Origin of the sequence: Colwellia sp. Arc7-D (assembly GCF_003061515.1) — a bacterium.
In the GTDB taxonomy this organism is placed as follows: Bacteria; Pseudomonadota; Gammaproteobacteria; order Enterobacterales; family Alteromonadaceae; genus Cognaticolwellia.
In genome coordinates this window covers 2,986,733-3,008,163 of record NZ_CP028924.1, presented here as the reverse complement: position 1 = coordinate 3,008,163, position 21,431 = coordinate 2,986,733, and the positions used below count along the sequence as shown (strand labels likewise).

The window sequence follows — 21,431 nt, the reverse complement described above, 5'->3', positions numbered from 1 at the left end:
AGTTACAGCAAGTAGCTACCTCCATTTTATTATTTAAGCCAATGCAATAAACAATCTAGGCCAGACTTAGTGATACATGCATCTGCTTGCGCCAGTACTAAAGGTTTGGCATGAAAGGCGACACCTAAATGGGCCGCTGCCATCATAACTAAATCGTTTGCACCATCGCCCATGGCAACGGTTTGGGATGGCGCAATAGCAAAGTCGTTTTTCAGCTGCAGTAAGCAATCTGCTTTAGCTTGTGCGTCAATCACAGCACCTAAAACCTTTCCGGTTAGCTTGTTATTCTGTATTTCTAATACGTTAGCAACCGCAGCATCAAGTGATAACATGTTTTTTAAATGGTCTGCAAAATAGGTAAAACCACCAGAAGCAATAGCGACACGCCATTGATGTTTTTTTAAAGCAGTTACTAGGGTTTCTAAACCTTCCATTAGCGGAATGTTATGCGCAACTTGCGCCAATATGTCTTCAGATGAATGTTGAAGTTTAGCAACGCGTTGATGCAAACTTTGGCTAAAATCTAACTCACCTTGCATAGCGAGTTCAGTAACGGCTGCCACTTCTTCACCAACACCGGCTAATGCCGCTATTTCATCAATACATTCAATTTTTATCGTGGTTGAATCCATATCCATTACCAACAAACCCGGTGTTGTTAGTGTTGGAGCGTTTACTAAAAGTGCTGATTCAATTCTTTCAGTAATATTAAAGCTAGATAAGCGATTTCGTGCTTGTTTTATATCAATGACCTTGACACTAAATCGATAACTTGTTGCGTTATTTCGTTGATTAACCGCATGCAAACCAACTAAGCTTATTTCACATGTGTTTAGTAAACTGGCTAAAGTGGCTATTTTAATATCTGCAAAAACAACCAGTTCGATGGCGTCTGATAAATTAGTTTCTGCAGCTGTTTGCGTTGTATCGCTTAAAGCAAAAGTTTGTTGGGCTTTATCAAACTGAATTGCTATTTCGTTGGTGATTGAGTCAGCAGGTAACCATTGTGCTAAATTTAACTGTTGTATATCGTGTAAAGGAATAATTTTATGTTGAATTGTCACGGAAATACCTTATTTGAAAAACACGCTTTTAAACGATTATCCTAGTATAAAATGTTTAAATTTAGTTCTATACTGTATTTATAAAAATGTAGGAAGCAATTCGTTTGATGAAGCAAATAGAACAGCCTTTATACCCTAAATTATCGTCGATTTATAATAAAATATTGCAATTAGCTATAGCGATTTTGTTGATTGTACTTTTGATGGATTTTTGGGTTAGTAGTCGTGACAGTCAACAAATGCACATTCAAGCGCATGCCAATAAAGTGGGTAAACTTTACTTGGCACAAGCGGCAACAAGTGCAATGCCTTATTTAGCGCAAAACCCCAACAATTTACAACAATATGCCGACTCTTTAGTGCAGCAACCTTTAGTTAAAAGCGTTCATATTTACAGTATTACTGGCCAAGTAATGGCAAATTCAGAACAAGCAGAGTCTATTAATGATTTGTTTGGTATTAGCATCAGGCAAATAAATAAAACAGATAATGTATTTCCTTTTGTGCAGGAACTTCGCAGTGACAAATTACACGGGTATATAAGGTTATCGCTTCATCGGTCAATGCTGGTTGATGACTTGGCCAATAATAGCCGTTCTCAATTCGATATAATGCGCATATTGATGATAGTGGCGGGTGTTATTGGCTTTCTCTTAACGCGTGGTTTAAATCGTTTTAGCCGACAAGGTTACCGACCGCCAACTAAATAATTCAGCTAACAGCTTAACTTAACTTAATTCAGCTTAGCTTAGGTAGAATAGTCGTGATATTTTCTTGCAGTGCATGGGCAAGATCTTCAGTTGATTCATGGCGTATTTTATTAAGTGCTTGAAAAACATTAGTAAGTTGTAACGGTGAATTATCTTCGCCTTGAAAACCATATAATGGCATTGAAGGCGCATCGGTTTCTAATACCAAGCTTGTTATCGGTAAGCGCTTAACTGCTTTAATGGTTTTCTCAGCTCTTGGGTAAGTAATAGTCCCCCCTATGCCTAATTTAAAACCTAGATCTATGTACTGGCATGCTTGCTGATAACTGCCTGAAAATGCGTGGATAATTCCACCTTGAGGTGTTTTTTTCTCTCTCAGTATGCGGGTTATATCTTGATGTGTTCTGCGATGATGAACAATGATAGGTAAGCTGAACGATTTTGCTAAATCAATTTGGTGCTCAAAAACTTGAATTTGTAATGCTAAATTATTTTGTTCTTTATCAATGACACCGTCAATTCCTGCCTCGCCAATAGCCACTATATCTTCGATATTATTTTTCACTAAGTGGGTTAAATCACTCAAACTATGTTCGGTTAAATCATTAAGAAACCATGGGTGAATACCTAAACAAGCATGCAGTGATAATTTTTCGTTACTGTGTGTTTTAGCCAGAGTAAGTACTTTTTGCCAATTTTTAGGGCCAATACTGGGTATAACGATATTGTGAATTTGTGCTTGATGACATTGGTTAAGTAAACTGGGTAAGTTGGTATTAAAGTTATCAAAGTCAAGATGACAATGGCTGTCGGTAAAGCTCAAGGTATGTGTCATCTTAACTCCCGTGGTATTTATCAATGCCATGTTTAAACTACTAAAAATCAGGCTAAATTAATTTATTCGCCCGTTGGGTGAGTACATCAATAACCTTGGTTAATTTATAATGTTTAATAAATTCAGTGTTCGGTATTTGCTGATGAACAAGCACATTGGCAAGGTAAACTGCTTGCGCTACGCCGAAAGATTTTTGTAATAGCTTTTCAGGTCGGTGATGTAAAATAATGGCTTCTATTATGTGATAGGAAAAACCCCACATATGTAATAAATAACCACCGACATGACAGTGATCACTCGCAAAAACTTTATTTTCTAAATCGATATTATTGTCACCGTTCACTCGGTGTAAAATGAATAAATCGGTGGATTTTTCATTAATTTCAAATAATACAACTTTACCAATGTCGTGTAATAAGCCCGCAATCATAGTGTCTTGTTTTAATTCTGGCTTGACCATTGAAGCTGCAAGTTTTGCTGTGGCTAAGCAATGCAATTGCTCATCTTGTATTGAAAATCCTTTAATTTTTGGCGCATAAGAGAATAGTTCAGCAGTCATTACAATACAGCATAGAGTGTCAATGCCCATTTTGGTGATGGCATCTGCAATATTCATCATCGGCTTTGAGCCGGTCGCAAAAGTATTATTAGAGAACTGGAGCACTTTGGCTGTTAGTGCAGGGTCTTGTTGTATAATTTGAGCAATTTTTTGTGAGTCTGTATTACTGTCTTTTAAGATAGCATTTAGCTGCATATAAACTTTGGGCGGGCTAGGTAGCGTTTTTATATTAGCAACGGTTTTTACAATAATATCTTGAGTGATAGCTTTATTATTATTCGCCAAATTAGCGATGGTGCTAACAATAGTTTTACATTCTATAGGCTGAGCAAAAGAGTAATGCGCATTATGTTGCGTGTGTTGTTCATTATCGCTAATTAAAATTCGAACAATGGTTGGGAATTTTTTTGCGATCATTTCAAAAATCGTGTTGCCATCATTTTTGTCAACAATGGCAGCACATATTACAACCGTAAACTTGTGCTTTGAAAGTGCTGAAATTGCAGCGTTTAAGCCATTTACATGGGCAAACTTAGCTCGAGACTTGATAAGATCTTGTTTAAGCTCGAGCAGCTGGTTCTCAGTGTTATCAATGAGTAATATTTTCATTTACAGCATATTGTCCCGTAGAAATGTTACATGCGTTCCATAACGTCGATACCTAAAATATCTAATCCTTGCTTTAGGGTATTTGCAATAATGTAGCTTAGGGCTAGCCTTGATTGTTTAACGTCATCAGCAATGTCATCTTTCAATATTGGGCAAGCTTCGTAAAAGCTCATATAAAGACTCGCAAGTTCATACAAGTAATTACACAACAGGTTTGGTGTACATTCGCTAATGACAGAATCTATAACGTTTTCTAACTGCAACAATTTAAGTGCTAGCGCTTTTTCTTGTGGCTCAATAATAACAATGGCTGGTAAGTCATCGTTTGCTGAGAAATCAGCCTTAGTGAAAATACTTTTAATACGCGAATAAGCATATTGTAAGTAGGGTGCTGTAGCGCCTTCAAAACTGAGCATGGTTTTCCAGTTGAAAATATAATCGCTGGTACGGTTTTTTGATAGATCAGCAAACTTAACCGCGCCAATACCCACTTTTTCAGCAATTTCAGTTAAATGGTCTTCACTATAATCTGGATTTTTTTCAGCGATAACCACTTTTGCTCTAATAACGGCTTCATCGAGTAATTCGGCGAGTTTAATGGTGCCACCGGTACGGGTTTTAAAAGGCTTGCCATCATCTCCCATCATCATGCCAAATGGACAATGGTCATAACCTACATGCTCGGGTAAGAAACCTGCTTTGCGGGCAACGATTTCAACTTGCTTAAAATGCAACGCTTGGCGAGCGTCAGTAAAAATAATAATTCGGTCTGCTTTTAACTCACCAACACGGTAGCGACACGCTGATAAATCGGTCGTTGCATATAAGTAACCGCCACCCGATTTTTGCACAATAAATACCGAAGGGTCGCCGTCTTTATTAGCCATTTCGTTAATAAAAACAACTTTAGCGCCTTGATCTTCAACGGCTATTTTTTGTGCCATTAATTCATCGATAACATTTGATAAATCATCGTTGTAAGCACTTTCACCCATAATGTCTTTACGTGCTAACGTGACATTAAGTTTTTTATAAATGTCTTCACTGTGGCTAATTGAGATATCAATAAACTGCTGCCATAGTGTTGCGCAATGTGCGTCGCCACTTTGCAGTTTTACGACATAATCACGGGCGCGATCAGCAAAGCCGTCTTCGTTATCAAAACGAATTTTTGCTTCACGATAGAAATTTTCTAAATCAGAAAGAGCAGTTTCAGCAACTTCATCTGACGCTAATTTATCGCTTAAATGAGCGAGTAGCATACCAAACTGCGTGCCCCAATCACCCATGTGGTTTTGACGAATAACATGTTCACCACGAAACTCAAGCGCACGCACTACAGCGTCACCAATAATGGTGGAACGTAAATGACCTACGTGCATTTCTTTAGCGAGATTTGGAGCAGAATAATCAACCACAACGTTTTGCGGTTTTTCTGACTGGTTTACACCTAAATTTTTATCGTTCGATACTGTGTTTAACTGCGTTGCTAACCAGTTTTTGTCTAAATGAATATTAATAAACCCTGGGCCTGCTAATTCAATTTTTTCAGCAATACCCGTTAAGTCGAGTGCTTCAACCACTTTGGTTGCTAATTCACGAGGATTGGTTTTTAATTTTTTAGCTGCACCCATAACACCATTGGCTTGGTAATCACCAAAATTTGCTCGGTTAGATAAACTTATCGCAGGATTTGTGCCTTCAGGTAAACCTGCAACTGTCATTGCTGCACTAACTCTTTCACTTAGGATGTTACTAATATTCATTTTAATTAACTCTTATTCTATTAAGACTCAAGTGAATGGCATTAACTTGAGTGAATAAGCCTAATGTTATTCACTAGGCTTATGGATAAATTACGTGATTGACTTTTACTTGTCATCAATTGCTTTAAATTAATCTGCAGGAGATTAATGTTCGCGTGTTTTATGAAACACAATATCGGGATGACGTTCTTGCGCTAGGCTTAAGTTCACCATAGTTGGGGCGATGTAAGTTAAGTTATTACCGCCATCCAATGCTAGGTTGTCATAAGCTTTCTTTTCAAATTGCTCTAACGTACGTTCATTATCACAAGTACACCAACGCGCTGTTGCTACGCTAATTGGCTCATAAATAGCATCAACCTTGTATTCAGTTTTTAAACGTTGAACGACGACTTCAAATTGTAGAACACCAACCGCGCCAACGATCATATCGTTCGAGTTGAAAGGTCTAAATACCTGCACAGCGCCTTCTTCAGACAACTGGATAAGACCTTTTTGTAATTGCTTAGCTTTAAGCGGGTCACGCAAACGAATTCGGCGGAACATTTCAGGGGCAAAGTTTGGAATACCGCTAAACTTCATATCTTCACCGGCGGTAAAGGTATCACCAATTTGAATACTGCCATGGTTATGTAAACCAATAATATCGCCAGCATAAGCTTGCTCAACATTAGAGCGGTCACCAGCCATAAAGGTTACTGCGTCAGCAATTCTTACGTCTTTGCCGATGCGTACTTGTTTCATTTTCATGCCTTTTTCATATTTGCCTGAACAAATACGCATGAAAGCAATACGGTCACGATGTTTTGGATCCATATTGGCTTGAATTTTAAAAACAAAACCTGAGAACTTTTCTTCTTCAGCAGTAACAATACGAGTGTCGGTTTCGCGCGGCAATGGTTTTGGTGCCCAGCGAGTTAAGCCGTCGAGCATATGGTCAACACCAAAGTTACCTAATGCAGTACCAAAAAACACCGGTGTAAGTTCACCCTTTAAAAATTCTTCAAGATTAAACTCATGTGACGCGCCAGCAACAAGCTCTAGCTCTTCTCGTAAATCATCAGCGTAGTTACCAATAACTTTATCTAATTCTGGGTTATCGATACCTTTAATAACACGCTTTTCTTGAATAGTGTGACCTTGGCCTGTTTGATATAAAAATATTTCATCGGTTAAAATGTTATATACACCCTTAAACTCTTTACCCATGCCAATTGGCCAAGTAATAGGGGCACATTTTATTTTTAGTACGTCTTCAACTTCATCCATGACTTCCATTGGGTCGCGAACATCACGGTCCATTTTATTCATGAAGGTAATTATAGGGGTGTCACGCAGACGAGTAACTTCCATTAATTTAATGGTACGTGCTTCTACACCCTTAGCAACGTCGATAACCATCAAACAAGAGTCAACTGCGGTTAGCGTACGGTAGGTATCTTCTGAGAAATCTTCATGACCCGGTGTATCGAGTAAATTAACTAAACAGTTTTTATAGGGAAATTGCATTACAGAAGTGGTTATTGAAATACCACGTTCTTTTTCCATCTCCATCCAGTCAGATTTCGCATGTTGTCCCGACTTTTTACCTTTTACCGTACCGGCTTTTTGTAAAGCTTGACCAAAAAGTAAAACCTTTTCAGTGATCGTCGTTTTACCCGCATCAGGATGAGAAATAATAGCGAAGGTGCGTCGAAGGTCGACTTCCTGCTGTTGTACAGACATGCAAATTACCTGTTTTAAAAGTGGATGAATAGAATTTAACTAAAATTTTAAAGCGCAACATTATAGCGAAAACAAGTGCGAAGGGCAGTAACAATATCTTGTATTTTAATTTTAATTTCAATTTTTTACCACGATAGTTAAATGTTCCTACCAGGAAGTGCTTAACTTAAACAATAACCTCGGATATTTCAGCTAATGACACATTTTAAAGTTAGAGTGGATAAGTCGTTATTATGTACAAAACACTTCAAAATTATTTAAATGCACATAGCTAAAATGAAAATAACTTCGCATGGCTAATCACTAATTTCATCTTGGCGTTATTCATTTTTACCTTATTCAAGGTTTTATCTATTAAGTACAAGAGAAACTTGATTTACATCAAGTAACGCAATGATTAAATGCAGTATCGTCAGTTAATAATGTTTTTATGTGATCTATGTCAGTTAATTAACTTGGAAAAATGTAGTTGTTTTACTTTTTCAAGTGGAGGGGATTTATGGTTGATTTAAGCCGTCGTAACTTTATGCGAGCCAAGCATGTTTCTACACCGCCAGCGATTAGATTACCTTGGACCGTAGACGAAAAGTTATTTACTCAAGGCTGCACACAATGTGGCGATTGCATGGATGCTTGTGAGGAAAATATTATTGTTAAAGGTGATGGTGGTTTTCCTGAAATAAATTTTTCTGCTGGCGAATGTACCTTTTGTCAACAATGTGTGAAGGCCTGTAAAGAACCATTATTCAAACCTTTGGACGCTGTCCCTTGGCAGTTAACTATTGAAATTGAAGCAAGTTGTTTAGCTAAAAATCAGGTGCACTGCCAAGTTTGTCAAGACAGTTGTGAGTCTGATGCTATCTCATTTAAATACCTGCATGCTAGCGTACCTCAACCTGAAATTACACTTTTAGATTGTACAGGGTGTGGGGCTTGTGTCGCTATTTGTCCGGAATCGGCAATCAAGCTTTCAACAACATTATTGGGAGCAGAACATGAGTGATTTAGAGCAGTTGATATGGAATATTTTAGGTTATACCTCAATGCCACTGATATTTATTTTTGGCTTTATCGCCACAGCCTTAGTCGCGGTTATTATTTTAAAAATATTTGGCGCTAAGCCTGCAGCCGTGCTTGAGCATTCAGTTGAAGTAAACAAAAAAGTATAAGAGGGCAAAAATATGATTAACCTTTTAGAAGAAAGCCCAGTAAATATTGCCGGAGTTATGTTTATGGCTTACCCAGACAACGCGGCTAAAGTTGCTGATGATTTACAAGCATTTCCCGGTGCTGAGATACATGCAAAAGGAGAAAATGGCAGTTTAGTTTTCACTGTAGAGGGCCTTGAGGGAGAAAAAAATCCAGCAAAACGCATCATAGATACCATTACAGATATGAGCAATGTATCTGGGGTTATATCTTCATCACTAATATTTCATCATAACGATGCCGGATTACCACAGCACCAGGGGAAAGCATTATGACCTTGACTCGACGTGACTTTATTAAAGCTAATGCGATTGCAGCCACCGCTGTTGCCGCTGGGGTTTCGGTTCCTTTGTCAGCGACTAATTTGATCACACAATCGTCAAAAAGTACGATTAAGTGGGACAAAGCACCTTGTCGTTTTTGTGGCACAGGTTGCAGCGTTTTAGTCGGTACTCAACATGGCAAAGTAGTGGCAACACAGGGCGATCCAGAAGCAGAAGTTAATAAAGGCTTAAACTGTATAAAGGGCTATTTTTTATCGAAAATTATGTACGGTAAAGACCGATTAACTCAGCCATTATTAAGAATGACCGACGGTGAATACGATAAAGAAGGCGACTTTACACCGGTAAGCTGGGACAAAGCCTTTGATGTTATGGCTGATAAATTTAAAGCCGCGATTAAGAAAAAGGGCCCAACCTCGGTCGGTATGTTTGGCTCAGGGCAATGGACAGTTTGGGAGGGTTATGCTGCTTCTAAGTTGATGAAAGCGGGCTTCTTAACTAATAATATAGACCCAAATGCTCGACATTGTATGGCCTCAGCTGTTGGTGGTTTTATGCGTACCTTTGGTATCGATGAGCCTATGGGATGTTACGACGATTTGGAACATGCTGATGCCTTTGTGTTGTGGGGCTCAAATATGGCGGAAATGCACCCCATTTTATGGTCAAGACTCACCGATCGTCGTTTAAGTGCGTCGCACGTTAAAGTTAATGTGTTATCAACCTATAAACACCGTAGTTTTGAACTTGCCGATAATGGCATGATTTTCACTCCACAAACAGATTTGGCTATTTTAAACTTTATTGCTAACTACATTATTCAAAATAATGCCGTTAATAAAGACTTCATGAAAAAGCACGTCAATGTGCGTGAAGGGGTAACTGATATCGGCTATGGTTTACGCCCAACGCATCCTTTAGAAAAAGCGGCAAAAAATGCCGGCAGTGGTGAATCAAAACCGATGACATTTGAAGCTTACGCTAAGTTTGTCAGCACTTATACGGTGGAATCAGTATCAAAACTTTCTGGCGTGCCAGAGGCTAATTTAATTGAAATGGCGAAGTTGTACGCTGATCCAAAAGTGAAAGTTACCTCATTTTGGACCATGGGATTCAATCAACATACCCGTGGAGTTTGGGCTAATAATTTAATGTACAACGTGCATTTGTTAACCGGTAAAATTTCTGAACCTGGTAATAGCCCGTTCTCATTAACCGGACAGCCCTCAGCTTGTGGCACTGCACGTGAAGTTGGAACATTCTCTCATCGTTTACCGGCTGATTTACAAGTTGCAAACCCTAAACACAGAGCGATAGCTGAGAAAATTTGGCAGTTGCCAGAAGGGACTATTCCATCTAAACCTGGTTATCATGCGGTATTGCAAAATCGGATGTTAAAAGACGCTGAACTCAATGCTTATTGGGTGATGTGTAATAACAATATGCAAGCGGCGCCGAACATTAATGAAGAGGCAATTCCTGGTTATCGTAATCCAGAAAACTTTATTGTCGTGTCAGACCCTTATCCCACCGTTACGGCACAAGCTGCTGATCTTATTTTACCGACGGCGATGTGGGTAGAAAAAGAGGGCGCGTACGGTAATGCCGAACGTAGAACACAATTTTGGCATCAACAGGTGAATGCGCCAGGCGATGCGCGATCAGATCTCTGGCAGTTAGTGGAGTTTTCTAAACGTTTTAAAGTAGAAGAAGTGTGGCCAGAAGCCTTGATTGCAAAACAACCTGAACTTCGCGGTAAAACGCTATACGACGTGTTATACGCTAATGGAAAAGTGGATAAATTCCCGATGAGTGAATCAAAAGGCGATACAAACTTTGAAGGTGATGCTTTTGGTTTTTATATTCAAAAAGGTTTATTTGAAGAATATGCTGAATTTGGGCGTGGTCATGGTCACGATTTAGCGCCGTTTGACCGATATCACGAAGAACGTGGTTTACGGTGGCCAGTGGTTAACGGTAAAGAAACACAATGGCGTTTTAGAGAAGGCCATGATCCTTACGTAGAAAAAGGCAGTGAAGTGCAGTTTTATGGTCACAAAGATAATAAAGCGGTAATTTTTGCATTGCCTTACGAGCCACCTGCAGAATCGCCCGATGAAGAATATGACTTATGGTTGAGCACTGGGCGTGTGCTGGAACATTGGCATTCAGGGTCCATGACATCACGAGTGCCAGAGCTACATAAAGCTTTTCCTGATGCGGTGATTTTTATGCACCCAGATGATGCCAGAGAGCGTAGTTTGCGCCGCGGCGATAAAGTGTTGATGGCGTCTCGTCGAGGTGAAGTTGAATCTCGAATTGAAACCAGAGGCCGAAACCGACCTCCAAAAGGTTTGGTGTTTATGCCGTGGTTTGACGCTAAACAATTAGTCAATAAAGTCACCTTAGATGCAACCGACCCGCTGTCAAAGCAAACTGATTATAAAAAATGTGCGGTTAAAGTGACTAAAGTTTAATGTGGAAAAGTTAGCACATCGATAAATTTATTATCGATGTGTGTGGGGAGAGAGAAATGAAATTATTAACTTTGTGTGTTGCTGCTGTTGTTTTGGCAATAACGTTTACTGCCATAGCCCAAGAAACAGTTAATACTGGCGGTTTAGCTACCATTCGCGGGGCGGCAACTATTGATGAAACTCGCCCAGCAGAAAAACTAAAGCGGGTGATTAAAGATAAAAATCCAATTGCACGTAACTATGTTCATCAACCACCGGTAATACCTCACCAAGTGCGAGGTTATCGCGTTGATTTAAATAGTAATAAATGCTTGAACTGCCATAGTTGGAAATATGCCGCAGAAACCGGTGCAACGAAAATTAGCTTAACGCATTATGAAACACGCGATGGAAAAACGTTATCGGATGTTTCGCCTCGTCGTTATTTTTGCCTGCAATGTCATGTTACTCAAGCTGATGCAGCGCCTTTGGTTGATAATACCTTTGAGCCTGTTGAATCTTTGGGAAATGAGTAATTGGCTATTTTGCACAGGAGGTTAACATGCTAAAAAATGTGTGGATGTTTTTAAAGTCACCTAATAGTGCTGCATTATGGTTTATTTTAGTGATTGGTTTTGCCGGTGGCGTAATATTTTGGGGTGGTTTTAACACCGCTTTAGAAGTAACTAACACAGAGGAGTTCTGTATTAGTTGTCATGAAATGCAAGACAATGTGTATGAGGAATATCGTGAAACTATTCATTATGCCAATCGTTCAGGTGTTCGGGCTACGTGCCCTGATTGTCATGTACCTAAAAAATGGACAGATAAGATAGTACGTAAAATTGCTGCTAGTAAAGAGGTTTGGGGTATGTTGACGGGCGTGATTGATACCCGTGAAAAATTTGTAGATCATCGACGTTCTATGGCAGAGCGTGAGTGGAAACGAATGAAAGAAAATGACTCTTTAGAATGCCGTAATTGCCATAACTTTGAGTACATGGACTTTTCTGAACAAGGTAATCGTAGTGTCAAAATGCACTCTGACGCGCTTGCATCAGGTGAAAAAACTTGTATTGACTGCCACAAAGGTATTGCTCACCAATTACCTGATATGCAAGGGGTTGAAAACTGGTAATTATGTCTGTGTAAAGTTCAGGAGGAGGTCATAAAAAAATAAACCCTTAGGTTTATTTTTTTATAAATTACTTAGCTATTTAAAAGAATGTTAGCAGGTAGTGTCTGATTAGAGTTTCTTTGACATCACAATTGCATCTTCATAGCCAAACCCGCTGTTACTAGGGTAATAGCCCGTTCGTCGCGATATTTCTGTAAATCCTTGGTTGATATATAACATTTGTGCACTAATGTTTTTTGCTCGCACTTCAAGAAAAATAGTTGTGGTTGCTAGTTGTTTACAGTGTTTAAAAAATTGTAGTAATAGTGCTTTACCATAGCTTTTGCCTTGTAGCTCTGGATTAACACAAATATCCATTAGTGTAGACTCGCCTGCAACATGCTCTGCAACATAAAATCCGACAATAACATGGTCAACAATCAAGTATTCGCCAAAATACCGGCCATCAATACAACTGCGAAAAGTTTTCTCGCTCCATGGGTGTGGATGACAGGCAATTTCAATTACCATAAGTTGCTCTACTTCTTCCTGCGTTACAGGTTTGAATGTTGTATTAACTGCTTGTGTCATGTTGAGCTCAGATGTCCTAGTGATTGCCATAAAGATTTTTTTAATGCGGGCGAGTTAGCAAGGATTGTTAACTCAGGTGTTATCAAACAATTATGCTTAAATTCAATTTCTGTATTTTTGCTGAATTGCCAATTAATAATGCCAATATCTATTTGATCATTAACAAGGGATAAATCAGCACTGCTTGCACCTAAACAACTAATAATATCTTTAAATAATTGCTGCTTAAGTAAGGCATCTAGATCGATAGCCACTTTGTTGTTTAGTTCTTGATTTTGGCTGACGTTAGATTGTTGTGCTGTCTTTGATGTTTTATCAGAATAACTAGTTTCGCTAACTTCAGCGGAATTTTGTTGAGAGGCAGTAACAGTTGACGATATTGAGTTTTGTTTGGATAACTCACGTCGTTGCCAAACAGTAATCCCCATGGCTTGTAATAAATTAAACTGTCTTTTGTTAATGCTCATATCATTTTAGCTATGGTTAAAGTCAGGGTTATCATGACAGAATTTTCAAATAGGAAAAACTAGAATTTGTAAAAAGCTTAAAAGGGAAATAAAACGATAAGATATTGGAGAGTATTAAATAGGATAAATTAATACTCGAAAGAAAAATGGCAGGGGTGGAGAGATTCGAACTCCCAACCGTCGGTTTTGGAGACCGCTGTTCTACCAATTGGAACTACACCCCTGCAACGGATTCGAATTATACTGATGCGAAGCCAAAGGTAAAGAGCAATTTCAAAATAAATGACTGTTCGGCTAAATAAACAGCATATTTACCTGTTTTCATCCATCACCAATGGCATTTGTTTGTTTATTAGCCAGCCTGCCAATAACAAAAACGAGATTTTTCTGGATATGGGTAAACATCGGCAAATACACCTTTAGCTACTTTAGCTTGGCAATCTTGCCAGTATTGAGCGTCTAAAAGGTTGGCATGATGACCTAAGAAAGCTTGTCGGTAGCGGTTATTTGCTAAAGCAAAGGTTGCTATCTCTTCTGGAAATACATCGCCAGGGGCTACCGAGTACCAAGGTTCGGCGGCATAAATTTGCTCTTCGGTAACGGGTTCTGGTTTTACACGAAAGTTAACTTCGTTCATGTAGGTTATTTCATCATAATCGTAAAAAATAACGCGCCCATGTCGGGTAACGCCAAAGTTTTTCAATAACATGTCACCTGGAAATATATCAGCAGCAATCAGTTGCTTAATCGCTTTGCCATAGCCGTACATAGCACTGTCAATTTGTGCGTCAGTAGCTTTGGCTAAATATAGATTAAGCGGGGTCATTTTACGTTCTATGTACATATGTTTAATGATCACTAAATCATCTTCATATCGCAGTAATGATGGAGCAACCGTATTTAATTCTTGTAAAAGTTCTTCTGAGAAACGCTCTTTAGGGAAAGCGACTTCAGAATATTCCATCGTATCGGCCATTCTACCTACTCGGTCATGCAGTTTAACTAAGCGATATTTACCTTTTACATCGTCTCGACTCATATTTTTACTGGGTGAGAACTTATCTTTAATAATTTTAAAAACATAAGGGTAAGAGGGCAGCATAAATACTGACATCACCATACCTTTAATACCTGGAGCTAATTCAAGCTTATCGTCACTGTTATCGAGGTGATTTAAAAAATCACGATAAAATTGAGTTTTGCCTTGCTTGTGAAAGCCAATGGCAGAATATAAGTCAGCACTGGTTTTGTGTGGGATCAAACGACTTAAAAACTCGACTAATGCTCGAGGGTGCTGACAATTAACAAAAAAGTAGGCTCGGGCAAAACCAAATACAACCGCCATATGCTCACCTTCGGTGATTAAGGCGTCGATAAAAAGTCCTTCTTTTTCGGTATTTAATAAAGAAATAATGAAGGGGGTTTCGCCTGCGGGTGAAATTACTCGACCGATAATATAGGCGCCTTTATTTCGATAAAAAACGGAATCCAAAATATCAAATTGTAAATCTGAAAGCTTATAGTGTGTTTTATCCGCTTGTTTACGAAACTTAGCAATGAGGGTATTAATATCTTTTTTCAGATGTGTAAAAGGTACAGAAAAATTTCTACTTTGCATGATGTTACTGATGGTTTTAAATAAGCCATGTTCAGCAGGGAAGTAGCTAGTATAAATAGATGGAGTAGGTAATGCATCTAATCGGGTCGCGGTTGACTGCACAAAAATATAGGCATTGTGATAATACTCACGTTCAAATAAATGGCAGAAAATAGAATTATAAAAGCTTTCGGCTAATTCAGGCTGTGGGTGCTTACTGAGTAATTCGATATAGCAACCTTTTACTAATTTCCATAGCTGGTCATCAAGTTCGGCAATAGCAAAGCCTTCTTTGAGGGTCGCTAAAGTTTCATCAATACGTTGATCGTAAAAATCAGTGCGCTCTTTTGCCGCTAATTGTATGTCACGCCAGCGATGTTGCTCAAAACGCTGTTTTGCTGTTTGCGTTATTTCACTATAGAGGTATATATGACGTTCAAAACCGTTGATGATTGTTTTTGCAATGGCGAAAGCTAGATTTTTCATGAGCATATCTACGTTAGTTGTTTGATTTCAGCATACGTTAAAATGAGCCATTTAGGTGATTATTTTTCACCTATAGTCGCTATTTATTATCGTGATAGCACTGGGTTACTGCAGCTGCTTTTAGTACAGTCGCTAAGGCTGAGTTTTACAAGTTAATGCTTGCTATTCGTGCCATGCAGCACTAAAATTACGCGTTTTTTACCTATAAACTAGTTTATTACTCATGCGCGTTGCTGATTTTTCATTTGATTTACCCGAAGAGCTTATCGCTCGATACCCTAAAGCCAATCGTTCAGCTAGCCGTTTAATGACCTTAAACGGTAATGATGGTGTACTTAATGATGAAACGTTTATCGATCTCATTAATCATGTTAATGCCGGTGATCTATTAGTCTTTAATAATACTCGGGTTATTCCAGCAAGAATGTTTGGGCAAAAAGCCAGTGGCGGAAAATTAGAAGTTTTAGTAGAACGTTTATTAGATGAACATAGAGTTTTAGCGCATATTCGCTGTAGTAAATCACCAAAACCGGGTAGTGAAATATTACTAGAAGGTAAAATAAAAGCGACAATGGTCGCGCGACATGATGCGCTTTTTGAGCTTGAGTTTCAGGGTGAACAATCAGTGTTATCAATATTAGATGAAGTTGGCCACATGCCATTACCCCCTTATATTGATCGACCAGATGAAGATAGTGATCGTGAGCGTTATCAAACCGTTTATAACGAAAAACCCGGTGCGGTAGCAGCCCCAACGGCAGGCTTGCACTTTGATGATGCACTTATGGCACAACTAAAAGCTAAAGGTGTTGATTTTGCTTTTGTTACTTTACATGTTGGCGCTGGCACATTCCAACCCGTTAAAGTTGATGTAGTAGCTGACCATATAATGCATGCAGAATACGTTGAAGTACCCTCAAGTGTTGTTACCCAAATTGAACAAACTAAAATGAATGGCGACAGAGTGATTGCTGTTGGTACAACGTCAGTTCGTTCATTAGAAAGTGCTGCTAAAGTTGCTAAAGAGCAAGGTAAGTCTCTTAGTGAGTTTTACGGTGACACCGATATTTTTATTACCCCAGGTTATGAATTTCAAGTGGTTGATGCCCTTATTACTAACTTTCATTTATCTGAATCAACCTTATTAATGTTAGTGAGCGCTTTTGCTGGCTATGAAAATATTATGGCGGCTTATCAACATGCCGTTGATCAGCAGTATCGATTTTTCAGTTATGGCGATGCCATGTTATTAACTAAGAAAGATCAAAAAATTAATCAATAAAACTAAAAAATTGTTAGCTAAATGGCTAGCAACTTAAACGAAAAAGCTGCTAGCCTGTTTCGCTAGTGGGCGAAGGATAAAAATATGACAGATAAGAAAGCAAAAACGCCAATGAAGTATGAATTACTGACAACCGACGGTAAGGCGCGACGTGGTCGTTTAACCTTCGACCGCGGTACAGTTGAAACCCCAGCATTTATGCCGGTAGGAACATACGGCACAGTAAAAGGCATGAAAACTGAAGAAGTTGCAGATACGGGAGCAGAGATCTTGTTAGGCAACACCTTTCATTTAATGTTACGCCCTGGTACTGAAATTATTGAGCAACATGGCGGTTTACATGGTTTTATGAATTGGGATAAACCTATTCTAACGGACTCGGGTGGTTTTCAAGTATTTAGCTTAGGAAAAATGCGTAAAATTACCGAAGAAGGTGTAAAGTTTAGCTCGCCAGTAAATGGTGAGAAAATTATGCTAACGCCTGAGCGTTCAATGGAAGTACAGCGTAGCTTAGATTCAGATATTGTTATGATATTTGATGAATGTACGCCTTATCCTGCTAGCCATGAAGAATCTAAAGTATCAATGGAGCTTTCATTGCGTTGGGCACAACGTTCAAAAGATGCCCATGAAGGTAATCAAAATGCTTTATTTGGTATAGTACAAGGCGGCATGTATGAAGACCTTCGTGAAGTATCAGTTAATGGTTTAACCAGTATTGGCTTTGACGGCTATGCTATTGGTGGTTTATCAGTAGGCGAGCCGAAAGAAGATATGATCCGAATTTTAGATCACACTGCGCCCTTGATACCGGAAAATAAACCCCGATATCTTATGGGAGTTGGCAAACCTGAAGATTTAGTTGAAGGTGTACGCCGCGGTATTGATATGTTTGATTGTGTTATGCCAACACGTAATGCTCGTAACGGACATTTATTTGTTACCAATGGCGTGATTAAAATTAGAAACGCCCGTCACAAAACAGATCCTGGACCATTAGATGCTGAATGTGATTGTTATACTTGTAAAAATTACTCGCGTGCTTATTTACATCATTTAGACAAATGTAATGAGATTTTAGGTTCGCAATTAAATACAATGCATAATTTACGTTTTTACCAACGTGTTATGCAAGGATTGCGTAACGCCATAGAGCAAGGCAAACTAGAAGAGTTTGTTGCTGAGTTTTATGCATTACGTGATTTACCTGTACCACCTTTAGCTGGCTCATTAGCAAATAATGAAGCCGAGTAAAACTTAATCAATTCACCATTTAAAATTTATTTAGAAACAATAACAAGAGGTATTTATGAGTTTATTTATTAGTCAAGCCCACGCTGCTGCTGCACCTGCTCAAGGCGCTGATGGTATGTCAATGTTGATCATGTTGGCTGTATTTGGTTTAGTGTTTTATTTTATGATTTACCGCCCACAAGCAAAGCGAGTGAAAGAGCACAAAAACTTGATGTCTGAATTATCGAAAGGTGATGAAGTACTTACGCAAGGTGGCATTGTTGGTAAAATTGTTAAAGTTTCTGACGAAAAAGATTTTATCGTTGTTAGTATTGCCGAAGGTACTGAAGTGACAGTGCAAAAAGGTGCTATTAATGCGGTATTACCTAAAGGTACAATGAAGTCTCTATAAGAGGTTTTATTGGCTTTTTTGCTAAAGTTTTCTAAGGGTGCTCATTGATAGTTTTCAATTGAGTGCCTTTGTATATTTATGGCTATAGCGATTATAAAATTATAATAAACTTTCACGCTTACATTTTTCTTAATGTGGTGACGTGATTCAAAAGAAAATAGGGTGATATTGTGTTAAACAAATATCCATTATGGAAAACATTGATGGTGCTACTTATAGTTGCTATTGGTGCTTTGTATGCGTCTCCAAACCTTTATGGTGAAGATCCTGCTGTACAAATTTCTGGCTTGCGCGGTATAGAAACTAACGCGGCAACGTTGGACGTAGTTAAGTCAAAATTAGATGAAAGTAAAATTTCCTACGCGAGCATCGTGATGGAAGGCGGCCAAATTTTGGCACGTTTTAGCGACACGGAGCAACAATTACGCGCGCGCGATTTACTTGACGAAACAATTGGTGATGAGTATTCAGTAGCCTTAAACTTAACACCTGCAACGCCAGAATGGTTAGCAAGTCTTGGCGGTACGCCAATGAAGTTAGGTTTAGATTTAAGTGGTGGTGTTAGCTTCCTGATGGAAGTAAACATGAAAGAAGCCATTAACAAGGCCCAAGAAAGTTTAGTTGATGATTTTCGTACTGCTTTACGTGGCGAAAAAATTCGCTATCGTTCAGTTAAAAAAGTTGATGACGCTATCGCCGTGCAATTTCGTAATCTTGAAGATTTAGATAATGCAGAAACTTTCTTAGAAAAACAAAACCAAAGTTTATTATTTATTAGTGATGAAGACAGCTTAACGTTATCGGCTAAAATGACCGAACAAAAGCTAAAAGAAACACGTGAATATGCTTTGCAGCAAAACATAACGATTATACGTAATCGTGTTAACGAACTTGGTGTTGCTGAGCCTTTAGTTCAACGTCAAGGTCAAAAGCACATTGTAATTGAATTACCTGGTGTTCAAGATACCGCGAAAGCTAAAGAAATATTAAACGCTACGGCGACTATTGAATTTCGTTTAGTTGATACTGAAGGTGATTTAGGTGCTGCACTTAATGGACGAGTTCCAGGAAGCTCTCAGCTTCTTAAAGAGCGTAATGGCCAACCTGTTCTTCTTAAAAAGCGTGTTATGTTAACGGGTGATCACATTGTTGATGCTGGTTCTAGCTTCGATGAATACAGTCGTCCACAAGTTAATATTACCTTGGATTCTGCTGGCGGTAGTAAAATGTCGAACGGCACCAAAAATAGTATTGGTAAGCCAATGGCTACCGTATTTATTGAATATAAACCTACCGATCGTCTTGACTCTGAAGGCAACACAGTTTTTGAAAAAGTTGAAGAAGTGATCAGTGTTGCAACTATTCAAGCCCGTTTAGGTAAAACCTTCCGTATTACTGGTGCTGGTAGTCAAGCAGAAGCGCACAACTTAGCGCTACTACTTAGAGCTGGTGCCTTAATCGCGCCGATTCAAATTGTTGAAGAACGTACAGTTGGCCCAACATTAGGTGCTGAAAACGTTCAACTAGGTTTCCAAGCTATTATGATGGGCTTTGGCTTAGTTTTCTTGTTTATGCTGATTTATTACCGTGCCTTTGGTGTTGTTGCTAATTTAGCGTTAGGCGCGAACTTAATCTTAATCATTGGTGTTATGTCGATGATCCCAGGTGCGACATTAACTTTACCGGGTATGGCAGGTATTGTATTAACCGTTGGTATGGCCGTTGATGCAAACGTACTTATATTTGAACGTATTCGTGAAGAAATGCGCGAAGGTAAGTCTGTGCAACAATCAATCCATCAAGGTTATGATGCTGCATTCTCAACGATTATTGATGCCAACATTACTACGTTGATTGCTGCACTGATTTTATTCGCTGTGGGTACCGGACCGATTAAAGGTTTCGCTGTAACATTATCGATTGGTATTATTACGTCAATGTTTACCGCTGTTATTGGTACTCGTACGATTGTTAACGCTGTTTGGGGTGGTAAACGTCTCGACAAATTGTCAATATAAGGCTTCATTATTATGCAAATTTTACAATTAAAAGAGACTGTTGCCTTTATGCGCTACCGAAAGGTAGCGGTGATATTTAGTCTTATCCTGATGGCTGCTTCTGTTTTCTCATTGGCGACCAATAAACTTAATTTCGGTCTCGATTTTACCGGTGGTACGCTCATCGAAGTTGGTTTTGAACAGTCCGCTGATTTAACCAAAATACGCGGTATTATGGACTCAAGCGGTTTTGATGACGCTGTTGTTCAATTGTACGGTTCAAGTCGTGATGTGGTTATACGCCTAGCAACTCGTGAAGATGTTAAAGCAGAAATGCTAGGTAACCAGGTACTTGATATTTTACAAGCAGGTACTGGGCAAACTATTGACATGCGTCGTATAGAGTTTGTTGGTGCAAGTGTTGGTGATGAACTGGCAGAGCAGGGTGGCTTAGCTATGCTAACTGCACTTATCTGTATATTGGTTTATGTCGCGTTTCGATTTGAATGGCGCTTTGCTTTAGGTTCTGTTATCGCGCTTTTTCACGATGTATTACTCACCTTAGGCTTGTTTTCGGTGTTACAACTTGAATTCGACTTAACGGTACTTGCGGCAATATTAGCGGTTATAGGTTACTCACTAAACGATACTATTGTGGTCTCGGACCGGATTCGAGAAAACTTCAGAAAAGTGCGTGAAGGTACGCCAGAAGATGTGATCAATATATCGTTAACACAAACCTTATCACGAACTATTATTACCTCAATTACTACGCTATTAGTACTTGCTGCATTATTCTTTAAAGGCGGCGCATTAATTCATGGTTTTGCCACAGCATTACTTTTAGGTGTTTTTGTCGGTACTTATTCATCTGTTTATGTTGCTAGTTCGGTAGCCTTGGCATTAGGTATTTCAAAAGAAGACTTAATCCCTGAAGTTATTGAAAAAGAAGGCGCAGATCAAGAAGAAATGAGACCTTAACAATCGTTTAACGATTTTTAAGCTACAAAAAAAGGCTCGCATTATGCGAGC

20 protein-coding genes and 1 tRNA gene are annotated in these 21,431 nt (G+C 38.9%); 12 read left to right on the top strand and 9 right to left on the bottom strand.

What is annotated here, in order from left to right:
• Nucleotides 1–29 precede the first annotated feature (29 nt).
• On the bottom strand, nt 30–1,064 hold the full coding sequence (gene serB / locus DBO93_RS13075; RefSeq protein ID WP_239058987.1) for a phosphoserine phosphatase SerB: 1,035 nt from the start codon (nt 1,062–1,064) through the stop codon (nt 30–32).
• A 107-nt stretch (nt 1,065–1,171) separates the two neighbouring features.
• On the opposite strand from serB, the gene DBO93_RS13070 reads away from it, so the two are divergent.
• Nucleotides 1,172–1,774: an AhpA/YtjB family protein gene (locus DBO93_RS13070; RefSeq protein ID WP_108456736.1), complete on the top strand. Its 603-nt coding sequence runs from the start codon at nt 1,172–1,174 to the stop codon at nt 1,772–1,774.
• 28 nt (nt 1,775–1,802) lie between these two features.
• Here DBO93_RS13070 and DBO93_RS13065 read toward each other — a convergent pair whose 3' ends face one another.
• The 4 genes from DBO93_RS13065 to prfC all read right to left on the bottom strand — a co-directional run bounded on the left by DBO93_RS13065 (nt 1,803) and on the right by prfC (nt 7,268).
• Nucleotides 1,803–2,609: a TatD family hydrolase gene (locus tag DBO93_RS13065; RefSeq protein ID WP_239058986.1), complete on the bottom strand. Its 807-nt coding sequence runs from the start codon at nt 2,607–2,609 to the stop codon at nt 1,803–1,805.
• A gap of 52 nt (nt 2,610–2,661) precedes the next feature.
• On the bottom strand, nt 2,662–3,777 hold the full coding sequence (locus tag DBO93_RS13060) for an HDOD domain-containing protein (protein WP_108456735.1): 1,116 nt from the start codon (nt 3,775–3,777) through the stop codon (nt 2,662–2,664).
• A 26-nt stretch (nt 3,778–3,803) separates the two neighbouring features.
• Nucleotides 3,804–5,543, bottom strand: a complete 1,740-nt coding sequence (argS, locus tag DBO93_RS13055) for an arginine--tRNA ligase (RefSeq protein WP_108456734.1) — start codon at nt 5,541–5,543, stop codon at nt 3,804–3,806.
• A gap of 144 nt (nt 5,544–5,687) precedes the next feature.
• Complete coding sequence (gene prfC / locus DBO93_RS13050) at nt 5,688–7,268, bottom strand: peptide chain release factor 3 (protein ID WP_108456733.1); 1,581 nt, start codon at nt 7,266–7,268, stop codon at nt 5,688–5,690.
• Between the two features lie 499 nt (nt 7,269–7,767).
• Here prfC and napF point away from each other — a divergent pair, with 499 nt between their 5' ends.
• From napF to DBO93_RS13020, 6 genes are read left to right on the top strand one after another with little or no spacing between them, the layout of a single operon-like run.
• The gene (gene napF, locus DBO93_RS13045) at nt 7,768–8,271 is read left to right on the top strand and encodes a ferredoxin-type protein NapF (protein ID WP_108456732.1); all 504 of its coding nucleotides are present in this window, start codon (nt 7,768–7,770) and stop codon (nt 8,269–8,271) included.
• Entirely contained in the window at nt 8,264–8,437 is a 174-nt protein-coding gene (locus DBO93_RS13040) for a TIGR02808 family protein (RefSeq protein WP_108456731.1), read from the top strand. The genes napF and DBO93_RS13040 overlap by 8 nt, the downstream gene beginning before the upstream one ends.
• 12 nt (nt 8,438–8,449) lie before the next feature.
• Complete coding sequence (locus tag DBO93_RS13035) at nt 8,450–8,752, top strand: chaperone NapD (RefSeq protein ID WP_108456730.1); 303 nt, start codon at nt 8,450–8,452, stop codon at nt 8,750–8,752.
• Nucleotides 8,749–11,238 (top strand): nitrate reductase catalytic subunit NapA, encoded by a 2,490-nt coding sequence (gene napA, locus DBO93_RS13030; RefSeq protein WP_108456729.1) that lies wholly within the window; start codon nt 8,749–8,751, stop codon nt 11,236–11,238. Before DBO93_RS13035 ends, napA begins: the two co-directional genes overlap by 4 nt.
• A gap of 56 nt (nt 11,239–11,294) precedes the next feature.
• A complete protein-coding gene (locus DBO93_RS13025) occupies nt 11,295–11,753 on the top strand; it encodes a nitrate reductase cytochrome c-type subunit (RefSeq protein ID WP_108456728.1) in 459 nt (152 codons plus the stop codon).
• Nucleotides 11,754–11,779: 26 nt separating this feature from the next.
• Nucleotides 11,780–12,355 carry a cytochrome c3 family protein gene (locus tag DBO93_RS13020; protein ID WP_108456727.1) on the top strand — a complete coding sequence of 192 codons (576 nt, stop codon included), beginning with the start codon at nt 11,780–11,782 and terminating at the stop codon, nt 12,353–12,355.
• Nucleotides 12,356–12,463: 108 nt separating this feature from the next.
• On the opposite strand, the gene rimI is transcribed toward DBO93_RS13020, so the two are convergent.
• The 4 genes from rimI to aceK all read right to left on the bottom strand — a co-directional run bounded on the left by rimI (nt 12,464) and on the right by aceK (nt 15,475).
• Nucleotides 12,464–12,925 carry a ribosomal protein S18-alanine N-acetyltransferase gene (gene rimI, locus DBO93_RS13015; RefSeq protein WP_108456726.1) on the bottom strand — a complete coding sequence of 154 codons (462 nt, stop codon included), beginning with the start codon at nt 12,923–12,925 and terminating at the stop codon, nt 12,464–12,466.
• Entirely contained in the window at nt 12,922–13,392 is a 471-nt protein-coding gene (locus DBO93_RS13010) for a hypothetical protein (RefSeq protein ID WP_108456725.1), read from the bottom strand. The genes rimI and DBO93_RS13010 overlap by 4 nt, the downstream gene beginning before the upstream one ends.
• Nucleotides 13,393–13,539: 147 nt before the next feature.
• A tRNA-Trp gene (locus DBO93_RS13005) sits at nt 13,540–13,616 on the bottom strand.
• A gap of 128 nt (nt 13,617–13,744) precedes the next feature.
• The gene (gene aceK / locus DBO93_RS13000) at nt 13,745–15,475 is read right to left on the bottom strand and encodes a bifunctional isocitrate dehydrogenase kinase/phosphatase (RefSeq protein WP_310733245.1); all 1,731 of its coding nucleotides are present in this window, start codon (nt 15,473–15,475) and stop codon (nt 13,745–13,747) included.
• A 223-nt stretch (nt 15,476–15,698) separates the two neighbouring features.
• Between aceK and queA the strand changes: the two genes are divergently transcribed.
• From queA to secF, 5 genes are all read left to right on the top strand, one after another.
• Entirely contained in the window at nt 15,699–16,757 is a 1,059-nt protein-coding gene (queA, locus tag DBO93_RS12995) for a tRNA preQ1(34) S-adenosylmethionine ribosyltransferase-isomerase QueA (RefSeq protein WP_108456723.1), read from the top strand.
• A 111-nt stretch (nt 16,758–16,868) separates the two neighbouring features.
• Nucleotides 16,869–18,011 carry a tRNA guanosine(34) transglycosylase Tgt gene (gene tgt / locus DBO93_RS12990; protein ID WP_108457844.1) on the top strand — a complete coding sequence of 381 codons (1,143 nt, stop codon included), beginning with the start codon at nt 16,869–16,871 and terminating at the stop codon, nt 18,009–18,011.
• A 55-nt stretch (nt 18,012–18,066) separates the two neighbouring features.
• The gene (yajC, locus tag DBO93_RS12985) at nt 18,067–18,402 is read left to right on the top strand and encodes a preprotein translocase subunit YajC (protein ID WP_108456722.1); all 336 of its coding nucleotides are present in this window, start codon (nt 18,067–18,069) and stop codon (nt 18,400–18,402) included.
• Between the two features lie 170 nt (nt 18,403–18,572).
• Nucleotides 18,573–20,420 carry a protein translocase subunit SecD gene (secD, locus tag DBO93_RS12980; RefSeq protein WP_108456721.1) on the top strand — a complete coding sequence of 616 codons (1,848 nt, stop codon included), beginning with the start codon at nt 18,573–18,575 and terminating at the stop codon, nt 20,418–20,420.
• A 12-nt stretch (nt 20,421–20,432) separates the two neighbouring features.
• Complete coding sequence (gene secF / locus DBO93_RS12975; RefSeq protein WP_108456720.1) at nt 20,433–21,380, top strand: protein translocase subunit SecF; 948 nt, start codon at nt 20,433–20,435, stop codon at nt 21,378–21,380.
• The last annotated feature ends 51 nt before the right edge of the window (nt 21,381–21,431 follow it).